Below are 23,210 nucleotides of genomic sequence, written 5' to 3'. Positions count from 1 at the left end.
CCGCCCCCCCCCCCCCCCCCCCCGGGGCCCCCCCCCGGGGGCGCCCCGCCCCCGCGCGGGCCCCGCCCCCCGGGGCGGGGCCGCGGGGCGCGGCCCCGCCCCGCCGTGGCCGCCCCGGTGGGCGACGCGCTGGCGTGCAGTGCCGGCACGGCAGCCCTCGTGGCAGCCCTCCGCGACCCGCCCGGCCACCGGACCCACCAGCGTACGAGGCCGTGCCGCACCCGGGCCAACCAACCGCCCGCCGCCCGACCCGCCTGCCGGCAACCCGGCTCCTGACAGCTCGCCGGCGTAAGGTCCTCGGTCCTGGTGCGCCCGGGGGCCGTACGGCTGCCGGCGGCTCACGCCTTCACCAGTCCCTCGGGCCCCTGGGTGCGTCCGCCCAGCGCCAGGTAGACGTCCTCCAGGCTGGGCGTGGCGAGCGTGAAGTCGTCGAGGGCCGCGAACGCCGGGCCCCCGGTCACCGCGGCGATCACCGCACGCGCCTCGTCCGGCGCCAGCCGCAGCGACCAGCGCCGCCCCGTCGCCCGGGCGGTGTCCTTGAGGGCCGCGACCTCGGGCACGTCCAGCGGCGGTTGGTCGCGCCAGACCAGTTCGACCCGTACGTCGCCGGCCACCAGCGCCTTCAGGCCGGCGGGCGTGTCGCAGGCGATGACCCGGCCGTCGTCCATGACAGCGACCCGGTCCAGGACCGTCTCGGCCTCGATGACGTTGTGCGTGACCAGCAGGACGGTCGTGCCGCTCTCGGCCCGCCGGCGGTCGACGGCCGCCCAGACGGCGCGCCGCGCGATCGGGTCCATGCCCGTGGTCGGTTCGTCGAGCACCAGCATCGGGCGCTCGCCGACCAGCGTCGCCGCCACGCAGGCGAGCCGGCGCTGACCGCCGGAGAGCTTCTTGATCGCCCGGCCGGCGATGGGGGTCAGGCCCAGTTCGTCCAGGACGGCGTCCCGCTCGGCACGGGCCGCCCTGACGTCCAGGCCGCGCAGCCGCCCGGTGGTCTCGGCGGCCAGCGCCACGGTCAGCTCGTCCAGGGCGGTGGACTCCTGCCCCAGGTAGCCGACCAGGCGCGAGGCCCGGTCCGGGTGCCGGACCAGGTCGTGGCCGAGCAGGTCAACGGTGCCCTCGTCCGGCCGCAACAGGCCGGTGAGCTGACGGACCAGGGTGGACTTGCCGGCGCCGTTGGGGCCGAGCAGGCCGAAGATCTCGCCGCGCCGCACGTCCAGGTCGATGCCGTCGCTGGCACGGATGGCGGGCGCGGGCGGGGTGCCGCGGCGGGCGCGGGCCGCGGGGTAGGTCTTGACGAGGCCGCGGACCACGCACACCGCGGCGCCGCCGGCCACCTGGGTCCCGGAGTCCCGCTCCGGCTGCTTCGCGCCCGTCCTCACGAGCTACGAGGGTACGCGCCTCGCCCCCGCCGCCCTGCTCCGGGGCCGTCCCACCAGCCCCGCGCGCCGCAGGTGTGGGGGCCCGAAACCGCCGCGGGCGCTCCCCCGGGGCGGCCCGGCGGCCCTCCCGCGCCGGGGCGTAGGCCGCTATTCGGATACCGGTGCGTGCTCGGCGGCCATCCGAGTGTCGATTTCGCGCCAGAAGCCCGCACGGATGGCGTACCGGTCGTGCTCGTCGATCTGGTCGTCCTTGTGCGCGAGGAGGCCGAAGCGGGCCGCGTACCTGAGCAGTTCGCCGTCGATGCGGTGCGGGATGCGGGGGTACTCGGTGGACAGTTGGCGCACATGGGTCGATTCGGACAGGCGACCGATCCAGCGGCGGGCGAAGACCTGGCCGACCTCGAAGGGGTCGCCGCTGACCGCGGTGATGTCCTCCTCGCGGTCGGCCCAGCGCTGTTCCGCGGTGGTGAGCTGGGCCAGCATCGGCAGCGCGGCGGTTTCGGGGGGCTCGCCGGTGGCGGGGGCGGTGCCCCGCTCGACCCAGCCCTTCTCGGATGACCAGCGCAGCGTGGCGGTGGGCACGGGCTGGGGGGCGACAGGCGCCGCAGCACTGCCGGGGCGGGCGAGTCCGGCCAGGTCCTTGGGGGTGGGCACGCCCTTGGCGCCGTTGCCGTTCGGCTGGCCGGTGTCGGCCGTGGCCGCCGCCGCGGGCTGGGCCGGCGGCTCGCCCCGGCCGGCCGCGCTCCCGTCCCCCGGGGCCGTACGGGGCAAGCCGCCCCGCGCGGGCGGGCGCGCGGTCTGTGAGCCGGCGGCGGCTGCGGCTGCGGCGGCCGTCTCGGGCAGCGGGGCGGAGAGGATGGCGGCGATCTCGGGGCGGGGTACCGGGGGCGTCGGGCACGCGCCCGCCAGTTCCTTGGCCCGTACCGCCTGGGGGATCCAGGTGCGGTCGAGCACCCGCCGCTCGTCGGCCTCGGCCACCAGGTCCTCGGACTGGTTGTAGTCGCCGTCCGCGGCCTGGACGGCCCACAGGTGGACGGCGACCCCGTGTTCCTTGGCGGACATCAGGCCGGGCAGCAGGTCGCCGTCTCCGGTGACGAGAACGATGTCAGAACATGCCCGGTTGCGTGCGAGTTCGGTGAGCTCGGCGTGCATGGCGGCATCCACCCCCTTTTGCGCCCAGCGGCCGTCGCTGCGGGTGAGGGCGCCGAGGCGCACGGTGACCCGCGGCATCACGCGCAGCCTGCGGTGCTCGGGCTGCGGCACCCGGTCGGGGGCGCCGTCGAACCAGTAGATGCGCAACAGCGGCTGCTGCGTGTCGGCCTCTGCGCGATCGCGCAACCCCTTGATGAGGGCGGCGTGGTCAACGGTGATGCGGGAGCGGGCCGGTTCCCCGGCGAGCAGGCTCGCGGCGGCGCCCAGCAGATACCCGGCGTCCACCAGGACGACGCAGCGGTCCACGTTCCACCCTCTTTCTTCACGATCCCTGACACGGCAGTACCGGCATGGCCCTGCCTCGACGTTTTTGCTTCGACTTTCCTTTGAGTCTGCCCGACCGTACGGGGGTTATCAGCCGGAACTCGATCATCGGCGTGGCGGATAGGGAACGACGCGGCCCATCCCGCCCTTTCCACCCGGCAATTGCCCGACGTGCAGGCTCCCGATTGTCGTGCCAGGGTGTTTTCCGGGGGAAACCCTCGCACTGGAGGCACCACGATGGGCAAGCACAAGCGCGACCGGAATGAGCAGCAGAAGGCCAGCGCGGCCGAGCGCGGCCGGCAGGAGGCGCAGAAGTCCGCGATGGAGGCACAGGCCCGGCCGCAGGCCCAGGCCCAGGGCAGCCCGGCGGACGTGGCCCGCAAGCACCAGCGCCGTTTCGGACACAACTGAGGGCGCAGCGCACCGTCCGGCCCTGCGCCCGCGCCCCGCGGTGACCGGCCGTTCTCCCCCCGCCCCTGCGGACGTCGCGGTGGGGACGCCGTCGAGCGGCACCGGCCGGAAATCATCGCACCGCGTGGCCGGAACAACGGGCCCCGCATCACATCCGTAGCCACAACAAGCACAAGAGCCACACTCACCGGGCAACCGGCGTAGAAAACACGGAACTCGACGAAACCCACGGACGAGGCGGCAGAGAAAGCGTAAAGGGGCGCGCCCTGTGCAGGGCGCGCCCCTTTACTTGCCCTTCACCGCATCTGCTGGGATATCGCGCGCATTACCGGATACGGACACCGCGGCCGGGCTGGGCCGCCGGGGCAGCGCGACGTCAGGGCCGGCACCGGGCCCGGCCGTCGCGCCCGGTGTGGGCTCAGGCCCCCAGGCAGGACGGGCCGAGCAACACCTTGAGATCGCCGAAGAGCGCGGGATCGGGGGTGACTCGGTGCCGGTCCAGGCGCAGCACGGTGGTCTTGCGGGCGCCCTGGAGCTTGATCCGCACCTCGGTGGAGCCGCGGTGGTGGGTGAGCACCTCGCCCAACTTCTCCACCAGCGGCGGGGTGACCTTGACGGTGGGGATGGTGATGGTGACCGGCGCGTCCGCGGACGCCTCCGAGAGGTCGGGCACCATCATCTCCATCGCCACGAGCCGGGGCACGTCCTCGCGCTTGTCCAGCCGGCCCTTGACGAAGACCACGACGTCCTCGACCAGTTGGGTGGAGACGAGTTGGTAGGTGGCGGGGAAGAACATGCAGTCGATGGAGCCGGCCAGGTCCTCCACGGTCGCGATCGCCCAGGCGTTGCCCTGCTTGGTCATCTTGCGCTGGAGGCCGGAGATGATGCCGCCGATGGTCACGATCGCACCGTCCGCGTGCTCACCGCCGGTGAGCTGGGCGATCGCCGCGTCCGCCTTGTCGTTGAGCACGTGCTCGATGCCGAAGAGCGGATGGTCGGAGACGTACAGGCCGAGCATCTCGCGCTCCTGGGCGAGCAGGTACGACTTGTCCCACTCGATGTCGGAGAACTCCACGTCGAGCCCGAAGCCCGGGGTGTCGTCGCCGCTCTCCTCGCCCATCCCGCCGAACAGGTCGAACTGCCCCTCGGCCTCCTTGCGCTTGACCGCGACCACGTTGTCGATCATGGTCTCGTAGTGCGCCACCAGGCCCTTGCGGGTGTGCCCCATCTCGTCGAAGGCGCCCGCCTTGATCAACGATTCGGTGGTGCGCTTGTTGCAGCAGACCGCCTCCACCTTGTCCAGGTAGTCGGGGAAGGAGGCGAACTTCCCCTTGGCCTTGCGACTGCGAATGATCGAGTCGACGACGTTCTGGCCGACGTTGCGCACCGCGGTCAGGCCGAAGAGGATCACGTCGTCGCCCTGCGCGGCGAAGTTGGCCTCCGACTCGTTGACGTTCGGCGGCAGCACCCGAATGCCCATGCGGCGGCACTCGTTGAGGTAGATCGCCGACTTGTCCTTGTCGTCGCGCACCGAGGTGAGCAGCGCGGACATGTACTCGGCCGGGTAGTTGGCCTTGAGGTAGGCGGTCCAGTACGTGACCAGTCCGTACGCCGACGAGTGCGCCTTGTTGAAGGCGTAGCCGGCGAAGGGGACCAGCACGTCCCATACGGACTTGATCGCCTCGTCGGAATAGTCGCGGTCCCGCATGCCCTTCTGGAACGGGATGAATTCCTTGTCGAGTACTTCCTGCTTCTTCTTGCCCATGGCGCGGCGCAGCAGGTCGGCCTGGCCCAGTGAGTAGCCGGCGAGCACCTGGGCGGCCTTCTGCACCTGCTCCTGGTACACGATGAGGCCGTAGGTGATGCCGAGCACCTCCTTGAGGGGTTCCTCAAGCTCGGGGTGGATCGGCGTGATCTCCTGCTGGCCGTTCTTGCGCAACGCGTAGTTGGTGTGCGAGTTCATGCCCATCGGGCCCGGCCGGTACAGGGCCGACACGGCGGAAATGTCCTCGAAGTTGTCGGGCTTCATCAGCCGCAGCAGGGACCGCATCGGCCCGCCGTCGAACTGGAAGACGCCCAACGTGTCACCGCGGCACAGCAGTTCATAGGTCTTGGGATCATCGAGCGGGAGCGCGAGCAATTCGATGTCGATGCCCTTGTTGCGCTTGATGAGCTTGACCGCGTCATCCATGATCGTCAGGTTGCGCAGACCCAGGAAGTCCATCTTGAGCAGACCGAGGTCTTCACAGGTGGGGTAGTCCCACTGGGTGATGGTCACGCCGTCGGTGTGCCGCACCCAGACCGGTACGTGGTCGGTGATGGTCTCGCTGGACATGATCACGCCGGCGGCGTGCACGCCCATCTGTCGGACCAGGCCCTCCACGCCCTTGGCGGTGTCGATGACCTTCTTCACGTCCGGCTCGTTCTCGTACATCGACCGCACCTCGCCCGCCTCGCTGTAGCGCGGGTGCTGCGGATTGGTGATGCCATCGAGATTGATGCCCTTGCCGAGCACATCGGCCGGCATCGCCTTGGTGATGCGGTCGCCCATCGCGTACGGATAACCGAGCACGCGGGACGAGTCCTTGATCGCGTTCTTCGCCTTGATCGTGCCGTACGTGCCGATCATCGCGACCTTGTCGGCCCCGTACTTCTCCGTCACGTACCGAATCACCTCGGCGCGCCTACGCTCGTCGAAGTCGATGTCGACATCGGGCATGGACACGCGCTCGGGGTTCAGGAACCGCTCGAAGATCAGCCCGTGCTCCACCGGGTCGAGGTCGGTGATGCCCAGTGCGTACGAGACGATCGAACCGGCCGCCGAACCACGTCCCGGGCCCACCGCGATGCCGTTGTTCTTGGCCCACATGATGAAGTCGGCGACCACGAGGAAGTAGCCGGGGAACCCCATCTGGATGATGACGTCCATTTCGTACTCGACCAGCTTCTGCCGGTCTTCGGGAATGCCGCCCGGGAATCGGCGCGCCATTCCTCGGTGCACTTCCTCCTGGAACCAGGAGACCTCGGTGTACCCGTCGGGAACGTCGAAGCGGGGCATCAGGTCGCGCTTTTCGAACCAGCCGCTCGTGTCGACCTGCTCGGCCACCAGGAGGGTATTCGCGCACCCCTGCTGCCAGGCGTCGGACGAATCCACTGCATACATCTCGTCGGTGGACTTGATGTAATAGCCGGAGCCGTCGAAGCGGAAGCGGTCCGGGTCCGAGATGTTCTTTCCGGTCTGAATGCACAGCAGTGCGTCATGCGCCGCCGATTCATGCGCGTACGTGTAGTGCGAGTCATTGGTGACCAGCGGCGGAATGCCCAGCTTCTTGCCGATGTCCAGCAATCCGTCACGGACCCGCTTTTCGATGTCGAGGCCGTGGTCCATCAACTCCAGGAAATACCGGCCCTTGCCGAAGATCTCCTGGTACTCGGCCGCCGCCTTGAGCGCCTCGTCGAAGTGGCCGAGCCGCAGCCGGGTCTGCACCTCGCCCGAAGGACATCCGGTCGAGGCGATCAGCCCCTCCGCGTGCTGGGCGATCACCTCTTTGTCCATCCGGGGCCACTTCGTCAGCCAGCCCTCTTTGTACGCGTCCGACGAGAGCCGGAACAGGTTGTGCAGACCCGTCTTGCTCGCCGCCCAGATCGTCTTGTGCGTATAACCACCCGAGCCCGACACGTCATCGCGCTTCTGGTGCGGTTGGCCCCATTGGATGCGTCGCTTGTTCCGCCGCGACTCGGGGGCCACGTACGCCTCGATGCCGATGATCGGCGTGATACCGGCCTTGGTCGCCTGCTGATAGAAGTCATAGGCGCCGTGCAGGTTTCCGTGGTCGGTCATCGCGATATGCGACATGCCCATCTGGCTGCACGCCTCGAACATGTCCTTCAGCCGCGCCGCACCATCGAGCAGCGAGTACTGAGTGTGCACATGCAGATGCGTGAAGGGCGGCTTGGCCACGGTGGAAGACCTCCGGCGAACAGTGGGTGACGGATGCGGTCCCCTCCTCCCCGTGGGGTGAGACAGGAGGGAAAGATGGCTCCGAAGTCTACTTCGGACGACCGACGGACGATCGACGACGGGCGGGCACTCCACCGGCGCCCCGCACGTTGGAATCGGCGGGACAACAGTTCCGTGCGACACACCCCAGGAGGACCAAGCGATGGCGACCGAGCAGGGCCGGGCACAGCGCGGCGAGCAGATCCTCGCCGTCTTCGACAGCGCCTTCGGCGAGTTGCTCGCCGCCGACCCCGCGGCCTTCCGGGTCAAGTTCCGGAAGATGGCCGCGTCCGCCTTCGCCTTCTACCGGGGCACGGCCTGCCTGTTCTACGAGGACCTGGCGACCGAGCGGCACGGCGGCCCCTACCTGGACGAGCGCACGAGCCGGGTGTGGGTCCACGGCGACCTGCACGCCGAGAACTTCGGCACGTACATGGACGCCCACGGCCGCCTGGTGTTCAACGTCAACGACTTCGACGAGGCGTACGTCGGCCCCTTCACCTGGGACCTCAAGCGCTTCGCGGCATCGGTCGCGCTGATCGGGTACACCAAGGCGCTCAGCGACGAGGCGATCACCGGCCTGGTCCGCACGTACGCGGGCGCGTACCGGGAGCGCATCGCGGCCCTCGCCTCGGGCGCCAAGGACGACGAGGTGCCGCCGTTCACGCTGGACACCGCCGAGGGGCCGCTGCTCGACGCGCTGCGCGACGCCCGCTCGCTCACCCGGTTCGAGCTGCTGGACTCGATGACCGAGATCCGCGACTTCGAGCGGCGGTTCAGCGCCGGCGGCGGCGCCATCGAGTTGGACGCGGCGACTCGTTACAAGGTCCTGGCGGCCTTCGACGGCTATCTGGAGACGCTCCCCGAGTCCAGCCTCGACCGCCCCGACTCCTACCGGGTCAAGGACGTGGTGGGCCGGCGCGGGATCGGCATCGGCAGCGCCGGCCTCCCCTCGTACAACATCCTGCTCGAAGGCAACAGCGACGCCCTGGAGAACGACGTCGTCATTTACCTCAAGCAGGCGCAGACGCCCGCCGTCGCCGCGCACATCACCGAGGCCCGGGTGCGCGAGTACTTCCAGCACGAGGGGCACCGCACGGTCATCTCACAGCGCGCGCTCCAGGCGCACGCCGACCCGTGGCTGGGCTGGACCGAGTTGGACGGCGCCGGGCAGCTCGTCGCCGAGGTGTCGCCGTACGCGGTCGACCTGGACTGGTCCGACATAGACGACCTGGACGAGATTGGCGCGGTCGTCGCCGACCTGGGCCGGGCCACCGCCACGATGCACGCGGCGGCGGACGACGAGAGCGGCCACTCGCTGGTGCCGTTCAGCACCGAGCGCGCCATCGACGCGGCCATCGCCGCCGACGAGAGCGGCTTCGCCGACCTGCTGGTCGACTTCGCGCACGCGTACGGCGCCCGGGCCCGCGCCGACCACCAGATCTTCGTTGACCTCTTCCGGAACGGGGCCATACCGGGCCTGTGAGCCGGCGGTGAGCCACGGGTGAGCGGGGCGGCGTCGGTGTCGGTGTCGGCACCGAGCGGCGGGTGGCGGCATCGGGTAACAGTGTCAGGTGGCGTGGTGGGGCGGGCAGCAGGCGGGCGACGGCCGGCGGCCGGCCCACTGGCCGATCGGCGTCGGTGGCTGCCGCAGCCCGGGCCGCCCCGGCTAGGGTGACTCGCCATGCAGCCAGGTCAGCAGCAGCCCGACGGAGAGCAGCCGCAGGGCGCGCCATCCAACCCGCCGCCTCCCGCCCCGCCGGGCATACCCCCGGCGGGCCCGTACCCACCCCCGCCCGGAGCCGCCCCGCAGCAGCCCGGATTCGGACAGGCCCCGCCCCCGCCGTCGTACGGGCCGGGGACGCAGCCGTATGGGCAGGCGTCGCCGCCCGGGCAGCCGGGCAACCAGCGGCGGACGCTGATCGCGGTGGTGGCCGCCGTGGCGGCGATCGCGCTGGTGATCGTCGGAGCGCTGGTGCTGGGCAACGACGACGACTCCCCCAAGGACGAGCAGGCGGCATCCGAGCGCGAGTTGTTCGGCGGCAGCGACGGGGACCACCGGGCCCCGGGCAACGACGACGAGGGCAAGGGCGTGGAGCCGGGCCAGAGCGGCACCGGCGGCAACACCGGCGGCAGCAGCGACACCGGCAGCAGCGGGAGCACGGGCGGCACCGAGGCCCCGGCGGGCCCGCTGGTCAAGCCGTCGAACACGACGGGTCCGGACGGCACCACGGTCCTCATCGGCGTGCCCGACGCGACCGACACCCTGGAGCTGTACGAGGACCCCCGCTGCCCGCCGTGCGCGATGTTCGAGCAGAGCGTCGGCGAGACGGTCATCAAGGACATCCAGGCCGGTAAGTACAAGGCTTCCTTCCACCTGGCCACCTTCCTGGACACCTCGCTGGGCGGCAGCGGCTCACGGAACGCGGTCAGCGCGCTGGGCGCCGCGCTCAACGTCAGCACCCATGCGTTCCTGGAGTACAAGAAGGCCCTCTACACGGAGGAGAACCACCCCACCGAGGGCGCCGACTCCTTCTCCGACGACACCTATCTACTCAAGGTCGCCGAGCAGGTACCCGCATTGGCGGGCAACTCCGCCTTCGCCCAGCAGGTGCGCAGTGGGGTCTACGACGCGTGGGCCCAGAAGATGTCCGCGGCGTTCAACGCGAGCGGCGTCGAGGGCACACCCACCGTGAAGCTGAACGGGACGAAGCTGACCGGGAGCACCGGCAGCACGCCGATGACCGCCGCCGACTTCACCGCGGCCGTGGACGACCGGATCTAGCCACACGGCGTACGGGCGGCGCCTGCTCCGGGTGCCGCCCACGCCGCAGCCCGCCCGGACCGGCGGCCCCGCTCCATTCGCCTCGGCCCGGTCCAGCGCCCCGGCCGCCCCGCTCGATTCACCCCAGCCCGACGGCCCGGCGCCCCCACCCAGCTCGCCCCCACTCACCCCGGCCCGCCCCGGCGCCCCGCGCCCCCGCAACCCCACCCAACTCACCCCCTACACAAGCCAACACCCCCGTCAACCCACCCCCACGCATCGTGAGATGACTCACACACCAGCCGCTGAACGGCGTCACTCTGGCCTCACCACCGGCGTCCGCCCAGTGATGCCGAATCTTGACGCGCCACTTAACCGCGGCCATGACACACTCTCGGGCGATGGACATATCGACGGTACGACTGCGGGCGGTACGCGCAGCGCTCTTCACGGCGCTGTGCGTGACGCTGTCTGCCGCGTCCCATGTCCTGCTGTCCCGGGCCCCGCTGCCGCTCACGACCGTGATGCTGCTGAGCGCCGCCGTCTTCGCCATCGCCTTCGCCCTGGCCGGGCGCGAGCGCGGGTACGGGTCGATAGCGGCCCTGCTCGTCCCGCTCGAACTGGCCGCTGACACCGTCTTCACCGCAGGTCAGCACGCCTGTTACGGACAGGCGGGCGGGCCCGTCGCCGGTCCGCTGCGCACCATGGGCGTGGACCTGCTGTGCCGCGGTGGCGGGGTCGGCACGCCGCTGACCCGGATGACGGGTGAGCACGGCGCAGCCGTCACCGTCTCCACCGGCGCGGACTCGGCGGCGCCCTGGCTGCTGCTGGCCGCGCACGTCGCGATCGGCCTGGTGGCCGCTGCCTGGCTGCGCCGGGGCGAGGCCGCGCTGGGGCAGTTGCTGCGGGCCGTCGCCTCCTTCGCGTTCCGGCCGCTGCTGATGGCCTGCGCCGCCGTCGCGGCCGATCTGCTGCCGCGCTCGGCGCAGCGGCCGGCCGACCGCGCGGGCACCGCCCGTAACCTGCCACTCCTGCTGCACTCCGTCGTCCGGCGGGGTCCGCCCGCCGTCTTTGCCCTGGCCTGAGCCCCAGCGCTCCCGGGCGTCAGCCGCGTACCGCCAGCACGGTGCACGCCGGCCGCAGCGGCACTTCGGCCGCCGGTCGACCCCTGACTTTGAGACGACGGAGAACACAGTCATGAGCAAGCGCAACACCCAGCAGAACAAGCAGGCTGCCCGCGAGCGGCTGCGCATCGAGCGCGAGAAGCAGGCGAAGAAGGAGAAGACGCGGCGGCAACTGGTCGTCGGCGGTGCCATCGTCGCCGTGCTCGCCGTGGCCGGTGGCATCGGTGTGGCCATCGCCAACATGAACGAGGGCGCCGAGACCAAGGTCAGCAACAAGCAGTGGAAGAGCGACGCCAAGAAGAAGGCGTTCGCGAAGCCGGCCAACACCGGCGGCGACAAGGGTGCCGAGATCATCGTCGGCAAGAAGGACGCCAAGAACACCCTCACCGTGTTCGAGGACATGCGCTGCCCCGTGTGCTCCAGCTTCGAGCAGGCCACCGGCGCCACGCTGCAAGCCGACCTCAAGTCCGGCAAGTACAAGGCCCAGTTCAAGATGGGCACCTTCATCGATGAGAACCCGCAGATCAGCGGCTCGGGTTCGAAGAACGCGCTGAGCGCCCTCGGTGCCGCGCTCAACGTCAGCCCGGACGCGTTCCTGGAGTACAAGAAGGTGCTCTTCGACGCCAAGAACCACCCGGACGAGCGCGAGGACGAGTACTCGGACGACAAGCTGCTGGTCGAGATAGCCCAGGAGGTCAAGGAGCTCAAGGGCAACAAGGGCTTCGAGAAGAACGTGCTGGACGGCACGTACGACAAGTGGGCGCTTGAGGTCTCGAAGCTGTTCGACAAGGCGAAGGACGAGGGCATCACCGGCACCCCCGCCTTCCAGCTCAACGGCGAGAAGGTCACGGCGGGCGGCGGCAACCCGCCGATGACGCCCGACGAGTTCACCAGCGCGATCGACGAGAAGCTGAAGAAGTAAGCAGCGCATCGGTAGCTTGACGGCGGCGGGTGGGCAAACTCTTGGGGTTTGCCCACCCGCTGGGCTTATTTCGGCCACTACTGACCAGTATGGTCAACGCCCGTGACCTCCCAAGACGCCCCATCCCAGGCATCCCAGATATCCGAGATATCCCGCATATCCCGTACCTCGCGCGTCTCGCGCCGTACCGCCGTCACGGCCGCCGCGGCCACCGCGGCCCTGCTCCCGCTGACCGGCCTGACCGAGGCGCACGCCGCCAGCGCCGGCCCCGCCTTCCTGCACGGCGTCGCCTCGGGCGACCCGCTGCCCGACGGCGTCCTGCTGTGGACCCGGATCACGCCGAGCCCCGACGCCGTGCCGGGCTCGGGCCGTGGCGCGGCCGTCAAGGTGGCCTGGGAGGTCTCCACCAGCAAGGACTTCCGCAGCGTCGTCGCCCGCGGCAGCGTGCGCTCCAGCGCCGCCACCGACCACACCATCAAGGCCGACGTGCGCGGGCTGCGCCCCGGCACCGCGTACTACTACCGGTTCGCGGTCGGCAAGACCCTCTCGCCCGTCGGCCGCACCCGCACCGCACCCGCGGCCGGCGCGTCGGACGGCAACATCCGGTTCGGCGTGGTCTCCTGCGCCAACTGGGAGGCCGGCTACTTCTCCGCGTACCGGCACCTGGCGGCGCGCAGCGACCTGGACGCGGTGCTGCACTTGGGCGACTACATCTACGAGTACGGCACGGGGACCTACCCGGCGGCGAAGTACGTGGTGCGCCAGCACGCGCCGCAGCACGAGATCGTCAGCCTGGCCGATTACCGCACCCGGCACGGGCACTACCGCACCGACGCCGACCTCCAGGCGGTGCACGCGGCGCACCCGGTGATCGCGATCTGGGACGACCACGAGTTCGCCAACGACGCCTGGTCGGGCGGGGCCGAGAACCACCAGCCGGAGGCCGAGGGCGCGTGGGCGCGCCGGGTCGAGGCGGCCAAGCAGGCGTACTTCGAGTGGATGCCGGTGCGGCCGAGCATCAAGGGCACCACGTACCGCAGGCTCCAGTTCGGCGCGCTGGCCGATCTGCACCTGCTCGACCTGCGCTCGTTCCGCTCCGAGCAGGCCAAGGGCGGCAGCGGCGCGGTGGACGACCCGGAGCGCACCATCACCGGCCGGGCGCAGCTCGACTGGCTGAAGTCCGGGCTGGCCGCGTCGAACGCGCAGTGGAAGCTGGTCGGCACCTCGGTGATGATCTCGCCGTTCGCCTTCGGCTCGCTGCCGGCGCACGTCCTCAAGCCGCTGGTGGAACTGCTCGGGCTGCCCAAAGAGGGGTTCGCGCCCAGCGTCGACCAGTGGGACGGCTACACGGACGACCGCCGCGAACTCCTGGCCCACCTGCGCGACCGGGGCATCGACAACACGGTCTTCCTCACCGGCGACATCCACATGGCCTGGGCCAACGACGTGCCGGTCAAGGCCGCCACGTACCCGCTCTCGCCCTCGGCCGCGACCGAGTTCGTCGTCACATCGGTCACCTCGGACAACATCGACGACCTGCTGCACGTGGCGCCGCACACGCTGTCGCTGCCCGCGGTCGCCGCGATCAAGGTCGCCAACCGGCACGTGAAGTGGCTGGACATGGACTCGCACGGCTACGGCGTGCTGGACGTGACCGAGCAGCGCACGCAGATGGACTACTACACCGTCTCCGACCGCAAGGACCCGAACGCCACCTCGCGCTGGGCGCGTTCGTACCGGACCAAGTCGGGCACCCAGCGCGTGGAGCGGGCCGACCAGCCGGTGCGCTGACCGGCCCCGCGCGCCCGCTCCCCCGGCAGCCCCCGCATCCGCCGAGCAACACGTGGCGGACGCGGGGGTTCGTCGCGTACGGGCGGGGCCGCGGCGCCGGTCCGGGAGGCCGGTCCGGGGGCCGATTCGGCTACAGCTCCGCCAGGAAGGCCAGCGCCACCTGCCAGGTGCGCTCCGCTGCCTGCTCGTCGTAGTCGGGCAGCTCGGGGTCGGTGTAGAGGTGGCCGGCGCCCTGGTAGCGGTAGACCTCGACGTCGGCGCCGGCCCGGCCCATCCGCAGGTACCAGGCGTTCAGCCAGTCGTGCGGCTCGAACGGGTCCGGGTCGGCCACGTGCAACTGCACCGGCAGCCCGTCGGTCGCCGCGTCCTCCGCGATGTCGGAGGTGCCGTGCAGCAGCAGGAGGCCACGGGCCTCGGTGTCGCCGAGTGCGAGGTTCTGCGCAATGGCCCCGCCGAGCGAGAACCCCGCGTAGACCAGGCCGCGCGCGGAGAGCGGCGCCACCGCCCGCACCGCGCGCACCAGCAGTTCGTCGGTGCCGATCTCGTCCTTGAGCGCCCGGCCCTCCTCGACGGATTCGACGGTTCGCCCCTCGTAGAGATCGGGCACGTGCACCTCGTGGCCGGCGGCGCGCAGCCGCTCGGCCGCCGCGTGCACGGCCGGGCGCAGACCGTAGGCGGAGTGGAAGAGCACAATCGTCGATGGCCTGGCCACGTGCAGTCACATCCCTGTCGCTGTTTCGTACGGGACCCATCGTGCCAGTTACGGTGGCGGGCGGTGATCCGGAGCGGACGCGAAGATCTACCCGAAGATCCAAGAGGAGCTGAGTAGTCCATGGAGGACGTGCTGCGACCGCTGATCGTCATCGGCGGTTCCGTCACACTCACCGTGATCGTCGGCTGGCTGGTCGACAGGTTGCTGACCAAGACGGATCTGCGGCACCCGGAGACGCCGCTGTGGGGGCTGTTGCGGCGCTGCCGCTTCCCGTTCCAGGTGGTGCTGGGGACGAGCCTGGTGCGCGGCTCGTACCGGGAGACCCGTCTGTTCGGCGACGAGGACCACATGGACGCGATGGGTCTGGTCCTCACGCTGATACTGATCGTCACGCTGGCCTGGCTCGCGGTGCGCATCTCGGCCGCGGTGGTCGAGTCGAGTTACGCGCGGTACGCGACCGGGCCCCGCGATCCGGCGCGCGCCCGGCGGGTGCGCACTCAGCTCACCCTGATCCAGCGGGTGGTGACCGCGGTGATCGGGGTGGTGGCCGCCGCCGTGATGCTGCTCCAGTTCCCGGCGATGCGCGCCTTCGGCACCTCGATGCTGGCCTCGGCGGGTCTGCTCGGCATCGTCGCCGGCATCGCCGCCCAGTCCACCCTCGGCAACCTCTTCGCCGGCCTCCAGATCGCCTTCGGCGACACGGTCCGGATCGGGGACACGGTGGTGGTCGAGGGTGAGTGGGGCACGGTCGACGAGATCACGCTGACCTATCTGGTGGTCCGCACCTGGGACGAGCGACGGATCACGATGCCGGTCTCCTACTTCACCAGCAAGCCGTTCGAGAACTGGTCCCGCGGCGGCGCCCAGATGACCGGCACCGTCTTCTTCCAGCTCGACCACACGGCGCCCATCGCCGAGCTGCGCGAACACCTGCGCACGGTCCTCGAAGACTGCCCCACCTGGGACGGCCGCGCCTGGAACCTGCTGGTCACCGGCACCACGCCGAGCACGATCGAGGTACGGGCACTGGCCACGGCGCGCAATGCCGACGACATCTGGACGCTGCGCTGCGAGATCCGCGAACGGCTGCTGGTCTGGCTGCGCGAGGAGCACCCGTACGCGCTGCCGCGCATCCTCACCGCCCCCGCAGCGGTCCGCGAGCCGGCGGGCCGGCTTCCGGCGCAGGGCCGGGGCGACCAGCACGCTGCGGGCGCCGCGGAACTCCGGGCGGCGCCCGACCCGGGCCCGCGGGGGGCTCGGGGCCCGGACGGTGACTAGGCGGGGGCCGTCTCTCGCGTGGGCCCGCTCCCCGCGCCACCCACTCTTCGGCGTGCCCGCCGCCTCGGATGCCCGGACGGCGAGTAAGCGGCGGGGCGACTCCGGCGCCCGTTTCCTCCGACGCCCGCTTGCCCCGGCCCCCGCGGAACCCGCTCCCCCGGCCTCTCCCGCGGAACCCGCTTCCCGCGGTCCGTGGGGCGCGGGGCGCGGGGCGCGGGCCAGCCGCTCACGGCACATCCGGGGGCGGGGCGCCGCGCAGGCTGCGCATGTCGAGCTGGTGCAGGACTCGGTCGGCGATCTCCGGGTCGGCGCCCGGTTCACTGCGGGCGGCCAGCACCTCGTGCCGGGCGGCGGACAGCAGCTCGGAGTTGATCCGCTGGAGCCGCCGCAGCCGTGCCAGCCGCTGGTCGTGCCCCTCCCGCCGGTCCTCCTCCACGATGTCGGGCGAGATGCGGGCCCCGAGGTCGTAGGCCCGGCGGGCGATCTGCTCCCACAGCTCGTCGGGCAACTCCTCCACCTGCTGGATCTCCTTGAGCCTGCGCCGGGTCGCCCGGAGCACCCGTTCGGCCAGCTCCCGCTCGAACGCCTCCTCCGCCTTGGCGTCCGCGCTCACCCGCAGCAGCCGCACCAGCCACGGCAGCGAGAGGCCCTGGACGACCAGCGTGGCCAACACCACGGAGAAGGCGATGAACAGGATCTCGTCCCTGGCCGGGAAGTCCCCGCCGCCGTCCACCGTGAACGGGATGGCCAGCGCGAGCGCCACCGAGGCCACCCCGCGCATCCCCGACCACCACATGATCACCGTCTCGCGCCAGGTCATCGGGATGTCCTCGTCGTAGTCCCGGCGCCGGTGCAGGCGCTTGGCCAGCCAGGCCGCGGGCAGCAGCCACACCAGGCGCACGCCGACCACCACCCCGACGATGGCGGCGCCCGCGCCGAGCAGCTCGGGGAAGCGCCCGGAGGCCGTACCGAAGACGTTGTGCAGCTCCAGGCCGATCAGCCCGAAGGCGACGCCGGTGACCAGGGTGTCGATCACCTCCCAGAAGGTGCGTCCGGCGAGCCGCCCCAGCACGTCGTCGGCGTCCATCGCGTGCTCGGTGAGGAAGAGCGCCGTGGTGAGCACCGCGAGCACCCCGGAGCCGTGGAACTCCTCGGCCAGTACGTACGCGGCGAACGGCACCAGCAGCGTCAGCCCGATCTGGAGCGTCGGGTCGGCCAGCCGGCCCATCAGCCGGGCCGTGACCCAGCCGAGCAGCAGCCCGACGGCGACCGCGACCAGCGCGGACAGGGCGAGCGTGCCGGCGGCGGCCGGCACCGAGAAGCTGCCACTCACGGCGGCGGTGAGCGCCACGTGGTAGAGCACGATGGCCGTGACGTCGTTGAACAGCCCCTCGCCCTCCAGGATGGAGACCATCCGGCGGGGCAGCCCGAGCCGGCCGGCAACCGCCGTCGCCGCCCCCGGGTCGGGCGGCGCCACCAGCGCCCCGAGCACCACGGCCGCGGCGACCGGCAGCCCCGGCACGATGGCGTGCGCGAGCGCGGCGACCGCGGCGGTGGTGACGAAGACGAGCGCGACGGCGAGCAGGAAGATGGCCCGCTTGTTGGCCGCGAACTGCCGCCAGGAGGTGCGCTGCACCGCCGCATACAGCAGGGGCGGCAGCACCAGCGGCAGGATCAGCTCGGGGTCGACCTCGACGTTGGGCACCCACGGCAACAGCGCGAGCACCACGCCGATCAGCGTCATGAGCACCGGCGCCGGCAGCCCGAGCCGCTCCCCGATGGGGACCATCACCACGGCCCCGAGCAACAGCAGGAGCAGCAGGGCTAACTGGTCCACGGGCCGTGCCTTCCCGACGTCGGTCAGACGATCACGGCTTCAAGCCTGCCACGAAGTACGACAAATGCCCCGCCCGGGTGGCCCCATGGGGCGTATCCCGCGCATGCCGTACGGGCGGTGCGCGGCGTTGTGGGGTGGGTGGGGTACGCGACCGGGGCCGGCCGGCACGGGGCCCGGCGCGTGGATCGACACGAGGCGCGGCGCGCCGGGCGGCGCGTGGGTCGACACGGGGCGGGGCGCGCCGGGCGGCGCGGGAGCCGGACGGCCGGCTACACAAGGCGCGACGTGCCCGCAGGAAAATCCGTGCAGGACCACGCACCAGCCCCGGGCCCAGCCCCGAACGCAGCAGGCCAGGGCCAAGCCACCGGGCCCCCGCAGGTCAGGCGCTCTCCGCCCGCACCCGGTCCAGCGCCTGCTGGAGGTCCTGCGGATAGGTGCTCTCGAACTCCACCCAGCGGCCGTCCGACGGGTGCTCGAACCCGAGCCGCACCGCGTGCAGCCACTGCCGGGTCAGCCCGAGCCGCTTGGCGAGCGTCGGATCGGCGCCGTAGGTCAGGTCCCCGACGCAGGGGTGCCGGTGCGCGGCCATGTGCACCCGAATCTGGTGCGTACGCCCCGTCTCCAGCTTGATGTCGAGCAGGCTGGCCGCGCGGAACGCCTCGACCAGGTCGTAGTGGGTGACGCTGGGCTTGCCCTCGGCGGTGACCGCCCACTTGTAGTCGGCGTTCGGATGCCGGCCGATCGGGGCGTCGATGGTGCCGCTCAGCGGGTCCGGGTGGCCCTGCACCAGCGCGTGGTAGCGCTTGTCCACCGTGCGCTCCCGGAACTGCTGCTTGAGCAGCGTGTACGCGCGCTCCGACTTGGCCACCACCATCAGCCCCGAGGTGCCGACGTCCAGCCGGTGCACGATGCCCTGGCGCTCGGCGGCGCCCGAGGTCGCGATGCGGTAGCCGGCGGCGGCGAGGCCGCCGATGACGGTGGTGCCGGTCCAACCGGGGCTCGGGTGCGCGGCGACGCCGATCGGCTTGACGATCACCACGATGTCCTCGTCGTCGTGCACGATCTCCATGCCGTCGACCGGCTCGGCGACGATCTGCACCGGCGGCGCGGCCTGCGGCATCTCCACTTCGAGCCAGGCACCGCCGGAGACCCGGTCGGACTTCCCGGCCTCCGAACCGTCCACCCGCACCTTCCCCGCGGCTGCCAGCTCGGCCGCCTTGGTGCGGGAGAAGCCAAACATCCGGGCCAGCGCGGCGTCGACGCGCTCGCCCTCCAGGCCGTCGGGTACGGGAAGGGTGCGGATCTCGGGAAGGGTGCTCACCCGACGAGTATGCCGGACCGCCGGCCACCCTCCGTACGCACGTCCGGCCGCCCCCCCCGGCCCGCCCCACCCGCAGTGCCCTGGTGAACACCGGCACGCCCGGCACGCGCCGGTCAGGGATTCGGCGAGCTCCGGGCCCGGGCCGCCGCCGTACGAAACCGGCAATGCGGCGGCGCTGGCACCGCCATCTGCCCGGGGACCAACGCCCACAGCCCCGGTACCTTGCGCCGCCACTGCCCGGACGCCGGTTCGAACCACGCTCATGGCACCCGTGCACGAAGCCGAGCCACCACCGTTGCGCCACCGGGGTGCCCCGGACGCGCCCCGGGCGTACTCCGACGGTGCCGCCGGAGCGCCGCGCGGCCCGCCCCGCGGACGGGCTGCGCGTCCGGGATCAGTCCCGGTGCACCGTGCCGTCCGGGTCGATGCCGCGGAAGGAGAGGATCACGATGAGGATGCCGCCACAGACGATGGCCGAGTCGGCGAGGTTGAAGACCGCGAAGTGGGCCGGCGCGATGAAGTCGACCACCGCGCCCTTGAAGTGGCCGGGGCTGCGCAGCAGCCGGTCGGTGAGGTTGCCGAGCGCCCCGCCGAGCAGCAGCCCGAGCGCGACCGCCCACGGAGCGCTGTACAGCTTGCGGGCGATCCGCGCGATCACCACGATCACGATGGTGGCGATGCAGGTGAACACCACCGTCATGGCCTCGCCGAAGCTAAAGGCGGCGCCCCGGTTGCGCACCACCTCGAACTGGAGCCAGGTCCCGATGACCTCGATCGCGCCCTCGTGCTCCAGCTCGGAGACCACGATGATCTTCGTGACCAGGTCGAGCACATAGGCGAACGCGGCGACCGAGAGCAGCACGAGTAGGCGCCGCTGGCCCCGGCCGCCGGCCGCGGCCGGCTCCGCCGAGGCGCCGGCGGGCTCCGCAGGTTCCGTGGGTTCCGCAGGTTCCGCCTTCTTCGGCTCGGGCGTTCCGATGGCCTGCTCCGCCTCTGTCACGTCAGTCCCTCAGTGTCGCTCTCCCCCGGGCGCCACGACACGCCTGGTAGAGCACGAGGGTACGACACCCCCGGGCCCCCACGGTCAGCGGCGCTCCTGCCGCTGCTTGCACTCCACGCACAGGGTGGCCCGCGGAAACGCCTGCATCCTGGCCTTGCCGATCGGGTTGCCACAGTTCTCGCAGAGCCCGTACGTCCCGGCCTCAAGCCGGGACAGCGCACGCTCGCTCTGCACCAACATCTCGCGGGCGTTGCTGGTCAGCGCCATCTCGTGTTCTCGGGTGACGTTCTTGGTGCCGGTGTCGGCCTGATCGTCGCCCGCCCCGTCGCCGGAGTCGCGCAGCAGCCCGGTCAGCGCCTCCTCCGACGCCCGGATCTCGGCGCGCAGCCGCTCGGCGTCCTCTTCGAGCGTGGCCCGCGCCTCGGCCACCTCCGCCGGGGTCCAGGGCTCCTCGTTCGGCCGTACGGCCAGTCCGCCAGGTTCCGTGGTGGTGGCCGCGCGGGCACCGGGCACCGCGGTCCCCCGCGCTGCGCTACGGCCCTTCGTCGACGCCCCACCCGGAGTCTCTGTCGCTGCCACCTTCTTGGCTCCCGTCTTCTTCGCGGGCACCGCCTTCGTGGCCGGTGCAGCCTTCTTGGCCGTGCTCTTCTTCGCCGGGGCGGCCACGGTCTTCTTCTTGGCCGCCGCCCCCGCGGACTTCCCGGTGGACTTCTCAGGGGACTTCTTGCTGGGCTTTCCGCTGGGTTTCTCGCTGGCCTTCTTGCCGGGCCCTTTGCCGGGCTTTTTGCCGGCTTCCTTGCCGGACTGCCCCGTGGCCTTTGCGCCGGCCTTCTCGCTGGACTTTTCCCCGGTCTTCCCGTCGGGCTTCCCGCCGGGTCTCGCGTCCGGTTCCGCCGCCGTGGACTGCTTCACGGCGGGCTTCTTCGCCACCATGGCCGCAACCCCTTCACATATTGTGATCTTGTGCGCGAATCGTGCCGGAACGATAAAACGACTCCCACCACGCGGCAACAGGGCACGCCGACCTCCGGGACCCCGGGGCACCTCCGCCCGGGAAGACGCGGTACGCGGCCCGCTACCTGGCAGACCGGTCTCATCCGTTGTGCCCCACCGCAGGCGGGGTAATCCGGCCCACGGCCACCCCCGGGCGCACGGTGTCCGCGGCCTTCCGCCCCCTGTCGAGCGACCGGGCGCACCCCGCCCGAGCGGCGCCGCGCCAGGTCACAGCGGCGAAATTGCGGTCGGCCGGCGGCCGGACGAGTCGTACACTGAATTCAGCGAGAGGCGTAGAAGGGGACGAGTAGCGTCGTCAGCGGCCATGAGCGACTCGGGGACGGTGTGAGCCCGAGGGCCAGCGCGACGCGAAGATCACCCCGGAGCCGCCGGAAGAAAGCCCTGCACCATGGGGGTGAGTAGAACCGGAAGCGCGACCCCAATGAGGGGGCCGTGGGAGTCCCCGCGGCCAAGGAGGGTGGTACCGCGGGAGCCGCAGCGCTCTCGTCCCTCCGACGGACCATGCACCAGCCATTCCGCCGGAGAGTAGAGACCCCACCCCATGTCAGAGTCGCAGCAGCAGCCGGTCGAGCCGGCTCAGCCCCGCCAGTACCGCCAGGTGCCCGCCCAGGTCGATCTGCCCGCTCTCGAACACGCGGTGCTCGACTTCTGGCGCGAGAACAAGGTCTTCGCCCGCTCCCTCGAACAGTCCGAGGGCCGCCCGGAGTGGGTGTTCTACGAGGGCCCGCCCACCGCCAACGGCATGCCGGGCGCGCACCACATCGAGGCCCGCGTCTTCAAGGACGTCTTCCCGCGCTTCCGCACCATGCGCGGCTACCACGTCGCCCGCAAGGCCGGCTGGGACTGCCACGGCCTGCCCGTCGAACTCGCCGTCGAGAAGGAACTCGGGTTCAACGGCAAGCAGGACATCGAGGCGTACGGGATCGCCGAGTTCAACGCCAAGTGCCGCGAGTCGGTCACCCGGCACACCGACGCGTTCGCCGAACTCACCACCCGCATGGGCTTTTGGACCGATCTCGACGGCGCGTACCGCACCATGGACCCGGAGTACATCGACTCCGTCTGGTGGTCGCTAAAGGAGATCTTCGACAAGGGCCTCCTCGTCCAGGACCACCGCGTCGCCCCCTGGTGCCCGCGCTGCGGCACCGGCCTCTCCGACCACGAACTCGCCCAGGGCTACGAGACCGTCGTCGACCCCTCGGTCTTCGTCAAGCTGCCCCTGACCTCGGGCCCGCTCGCCGGTGACGCCTCGCTGCTGGTGTGGACGACCACCCCGTGGACGCTGCTGGCCAACACCGCGGCGGCGGTCCACCCGGACGTGACGTACGTGGTGGCGACCGACGGCACCGAGCGGCTGGTGGTGGCCGAGGCCCTGGTGACCAAGGCGCTCGGCGAGGGCTGGGAGGTCACCGGCGCGTCCTTCACCGGCAAGGACATGGAGCGCTGGACGTACCAGCGCCCCTTCGACTCGGTCCCGCTCGAAGGCGCCAACTTCGTCGTCTGCGCCGACTACGTGACCACCGAGGACGGCACCGGCCTGGTCCACACCTCGCCCGCCTTCGGTGAGGACGACTTCCAGACCTGTCGGCGGTACGACCTGCCGGTGGTCAACCCGGTCCGCCCGGACGGCACCTTCGAACCCGGCCTCCCGCTGGTCGGCGGCCAGTTCTTCAAGAAGGCCGACGAGATCCTGGTGGCCAATCTCCAAGAGCGCGGCCTGCTCTTCAAGCACGTGGCGTACGAGCACAGTTACCCGCACTGCTGGCGCTGCCACACGGCACTGCTCTACTACGCGCAGCCGTCGTGGTACGTGCGGACGACGGCGGTCAAGGACCGTCTGTTGGCGGAGAACGAGCGGACGAACTGGTTCCCGGAGACCGTCAAGCACGGCCGGTTCGGCGACTGGCTCACCAACAACATCGACTGGGCCCTGTCCCGCAACCGCTACTGGGGCACCCCACTCCCCATCTGGCGCTGCACCGATGACCACCTCACCTGCATCGGCTCCCGCGCCGACCTCACCCGCCTCACCGGCACCGACCAATCACAACTCGACCCCCACCGCCCCCACATCGACGCCATCACCTTCCCCTGCCCCCAAGAAGGCTGCACCCACCAAGCCGTCCGCGTCCCCGAAGTCATCGACGCCTGGTACGACTCCGGCTCCATGCCCTTCGC

Annotated in this window: 16 protein-coding genes; 8 read left to right on the top strand and 8 right to left on the bottom strand. The window is 71.3% G+C overall.

The annotated features are described in order from the left end of the window. Positions 1 to 338: 338 nt before the first annotated feature. On the bottom strand, positions 339 to 1,382 hold the full coding sequence (locus tag AAHZ94_RS07520) for an ABC transporter ATP-binding protein (RefSeq protein ID WP_349991564.1): 1,044 nt from the start codon (positions 1,380 to 1,382) through the stop codon (positions 339 to 341). A gap of 147 nt (positions 1,383 to 1,529) precedes the next feature. After that, positions 1,530 to 2,840 carry an NYN domain-containing protein gene (locus AAHZ94_RS07515; RefSeq protein WP_349991562.1) on the bottom strand — a complete coding sequence of 437 codons (1,311 nt, stop codon included), beginning with the start codon at positions 2,838 to 2,840 and terminating at the stop codon, positions 1,530 to 1,532. A 255-nt stretch (positions 2,841 to 3,095) separates the two neighbouring features. Here AAHZ94_RS07515 and AAHZ94_RS07510 point away from each other — a divergent pair, with 255 nt between their 5' ends. Next, a complete protein-coding gene (locus AAHZ94_RS07510; protein WP_349991561.1) occupies positions 3,096 to 3,269 on the top strand; it encodes a hypothetical protein in 174 nt (57 codons plus the stop codon). A gap of 418 nt (positions 3,270 to 3,687) precedes the next feature. Here AAHZ94_RS07510 and dnaE read toward each other — a convergent pair whose 3' ends face one another. Next, on the bottom strand, positions 3,688 to 7,230 hold the full coding sequence (dnaE, locus tag AAHZ94_RS07505) for a DNA polymerase III subunit alpha (RefSeq protein WP_349991560.1): 3,543 nt from the start codon (positions 7,228 to 7,230) through the stop codon (positions 3,688 to 3,690). A 202-nt stretch (positions 7,231 to 7,432) separates the two neighbouring features. Here dnaE and AAHZ94_RS07500 point away from each other — a divergent pair, with 202 nt between their 5' ends. From AAHZ94_RS07500 to AAHZ94_RS07480, 5 genes are all read left to right on the top strand, one after another. After that, positions 7,433 to 8,755 (top strand): DUF2252 domain-containing protein, encoded by a 1,323-nt coding sequence (locus AAHZ94_RS07500; RefSeq protein WP_349991558.1) that lies wholly within the window; start codon positions 7,433 to 7,435, stop codon positions 8,753 to 8,755. 198 nt (positions 8,756 to 8,953) lie between these two features. Beyond that, a complete protein-coding gene (locus tag AAHZ94_RS07495) occupies positions 8,954 to 10,054 on the top strand; it encodes a thioredoxin domain-containing protein (protein WP_349991557.1) in 1,101 nt (366 codons plus the stop codon). Positions 10,055 to 10,434: 380 nt separating this feature from the next. Further along, on the top strand, positions 10,435 to 11,118 hold the full coding sequence (locus AAHZ94_RS07490; protein WP_349991556.1) for a hypothetical protein: 684 nt from the start codon (positions 10,435 to 10,437) through the stop codon (positions 11,116 to 11,118). Between the two features lie 112 nt (positions 11,119 to 11,230). After that, a complete protein-coding gene (locus tag AAHZ94_RS07485) occupies positions 11,231 to 12,079 on the top strand; it encodes a thioredoxin domain-containing protein (protein ID WP_349991555.1) in 849 nt (282 codons plus the stop codon). Between the two features lie 156 nt (positions 12,080 to 12,235). Continuing rightward, the gene (locus tag AAHZ94_RS07480; protein ID WP_349991566.1) at positions 12,236 to 13,870 is read left to right on the top strand and encodes an alkaline phosphatase D family protein; all 1,635 of its coding nucleotides are present in this window, start codon (positions 12,236 to 12,238) and stop codon (positions 13,868 to 13,870) included. Positions 13,871 to 14,000: 130 nt separating this feature from the next. Here AAHZ94_RS07480 and AAHZ94_RS07475 read toward each other — a convergent pair whose 3' ends face one another. Then, positions 14,001 to 14,582: a dienelactone hydrolase family protein gene (locus AAHZ94_RS07475; RefSeq protein ID WP_349991554.1), complete on the bottom strand. Its 582-nt coding sequence runs from the start codon at positions 14,580 to 14,582 to the stop codon at positions 14,001 to 14,003. 120 nt (positions 14,583 to 14,702) lie between these two features. On the opposite strand from AAHZ94_RS07475, the gene AAHZ94_RS07470 reads away from it, so the two are divergent. Beyond that, positions 14,703 to 15,860, top strand: coding sequence for a mechanosensitive ion channel family protein (locus AAHZ94_RS07470; RefSeq protein WP_349991552.1), 1,158 nt, complete (start codon positions 14,703 to 14,705; stop codon positions 15,858 to 15,860). A gap of 226 nt (positions 15,861 to 16,086) precedes the next feature. Here the strand turns inward: AAHZ94_RS07470 and AAHZ94_RS07465 are convergent, their stop codons facing one another. From AAHZ94_RS07465 to AAHZ94_RS07450, 4 genes are all read right to left on the bottom strand, one after another. After that, entirely contained in the window at positions 16,087 to 17,697 is a 1,611-nt protein-coding gene (locus AAHZ94_RS07465) for a Na+/H+ antiporter (protein WP_349991550.1), read from the bottom strand. A gap of 379 nt (positions 17,698 to 18,076) precedes the next feature. Further along, positions 18,077 to 19,018 (bottom strand): RluA family pseudouridine synthase, encoded by a 942-nt coding sequence (locus AAHZ94_RS07460; protein ID WP_349991549.1) that lies wholly within the window; start codon positions 19,016 to 19,018, stop codon positions 18,077 to 18,079. Positions 19,019 to 19,412: 394 nt separating this feature from the next. Further along, complete coding sequence (gene lspA / locus AAHZ94_RS07455) at positions 19,413 to 20,018, bottom strand: signal peptidase II (protein ID WP_349991548.1); 606 nt, start codon at positions 20,016 to 20,018, stop codon at positions 19,413 to 19,415. 84 nt (positions 20,019 to 20,102) lie between these two features. Continuing rightward, positions 20,103 to 20,951 carry a TraR/DksA family transcriptional regulator gene (locus tag AAHZ94_RS07450; RefSeq protein WP_349991546.1) on the bottom strand — a complete coding sequence of 283 codons (849 nt, stop codon included), beginning with the start codon at positions 20,949 to 20,951 and terminating at the stop codon, positions 20,103 to 20,105. Between the two features lie 622 nt (positions 20,952 to 21,573). Between AAHZ94_RS07450 and AAHZ94_RS07445 the strand changes: the two genes are divergently transcribed. Beyond that, positions 21,574 to 23,210: isoleucine--tRNA ligase (locus AAHZ94_RS07445; RefSeq protein WP_349991544.1), on the top strand; the 1,637-nt coding region annotated here is incomplete at its 3' end.

It is taken from the genome of Streptomyces sp. HSW2009 (genome assembly GCF_040240285.1).
In the GTDB taxonomy this organism is placed as follows: Bacteria; Actinomycetota; Actinomycetes; order Streptomycetales; family Streptomycetaceae; genus Streptomyces.
This window is presented reverse-complemented; position numbering and strand designations above follow the sequence as displayed.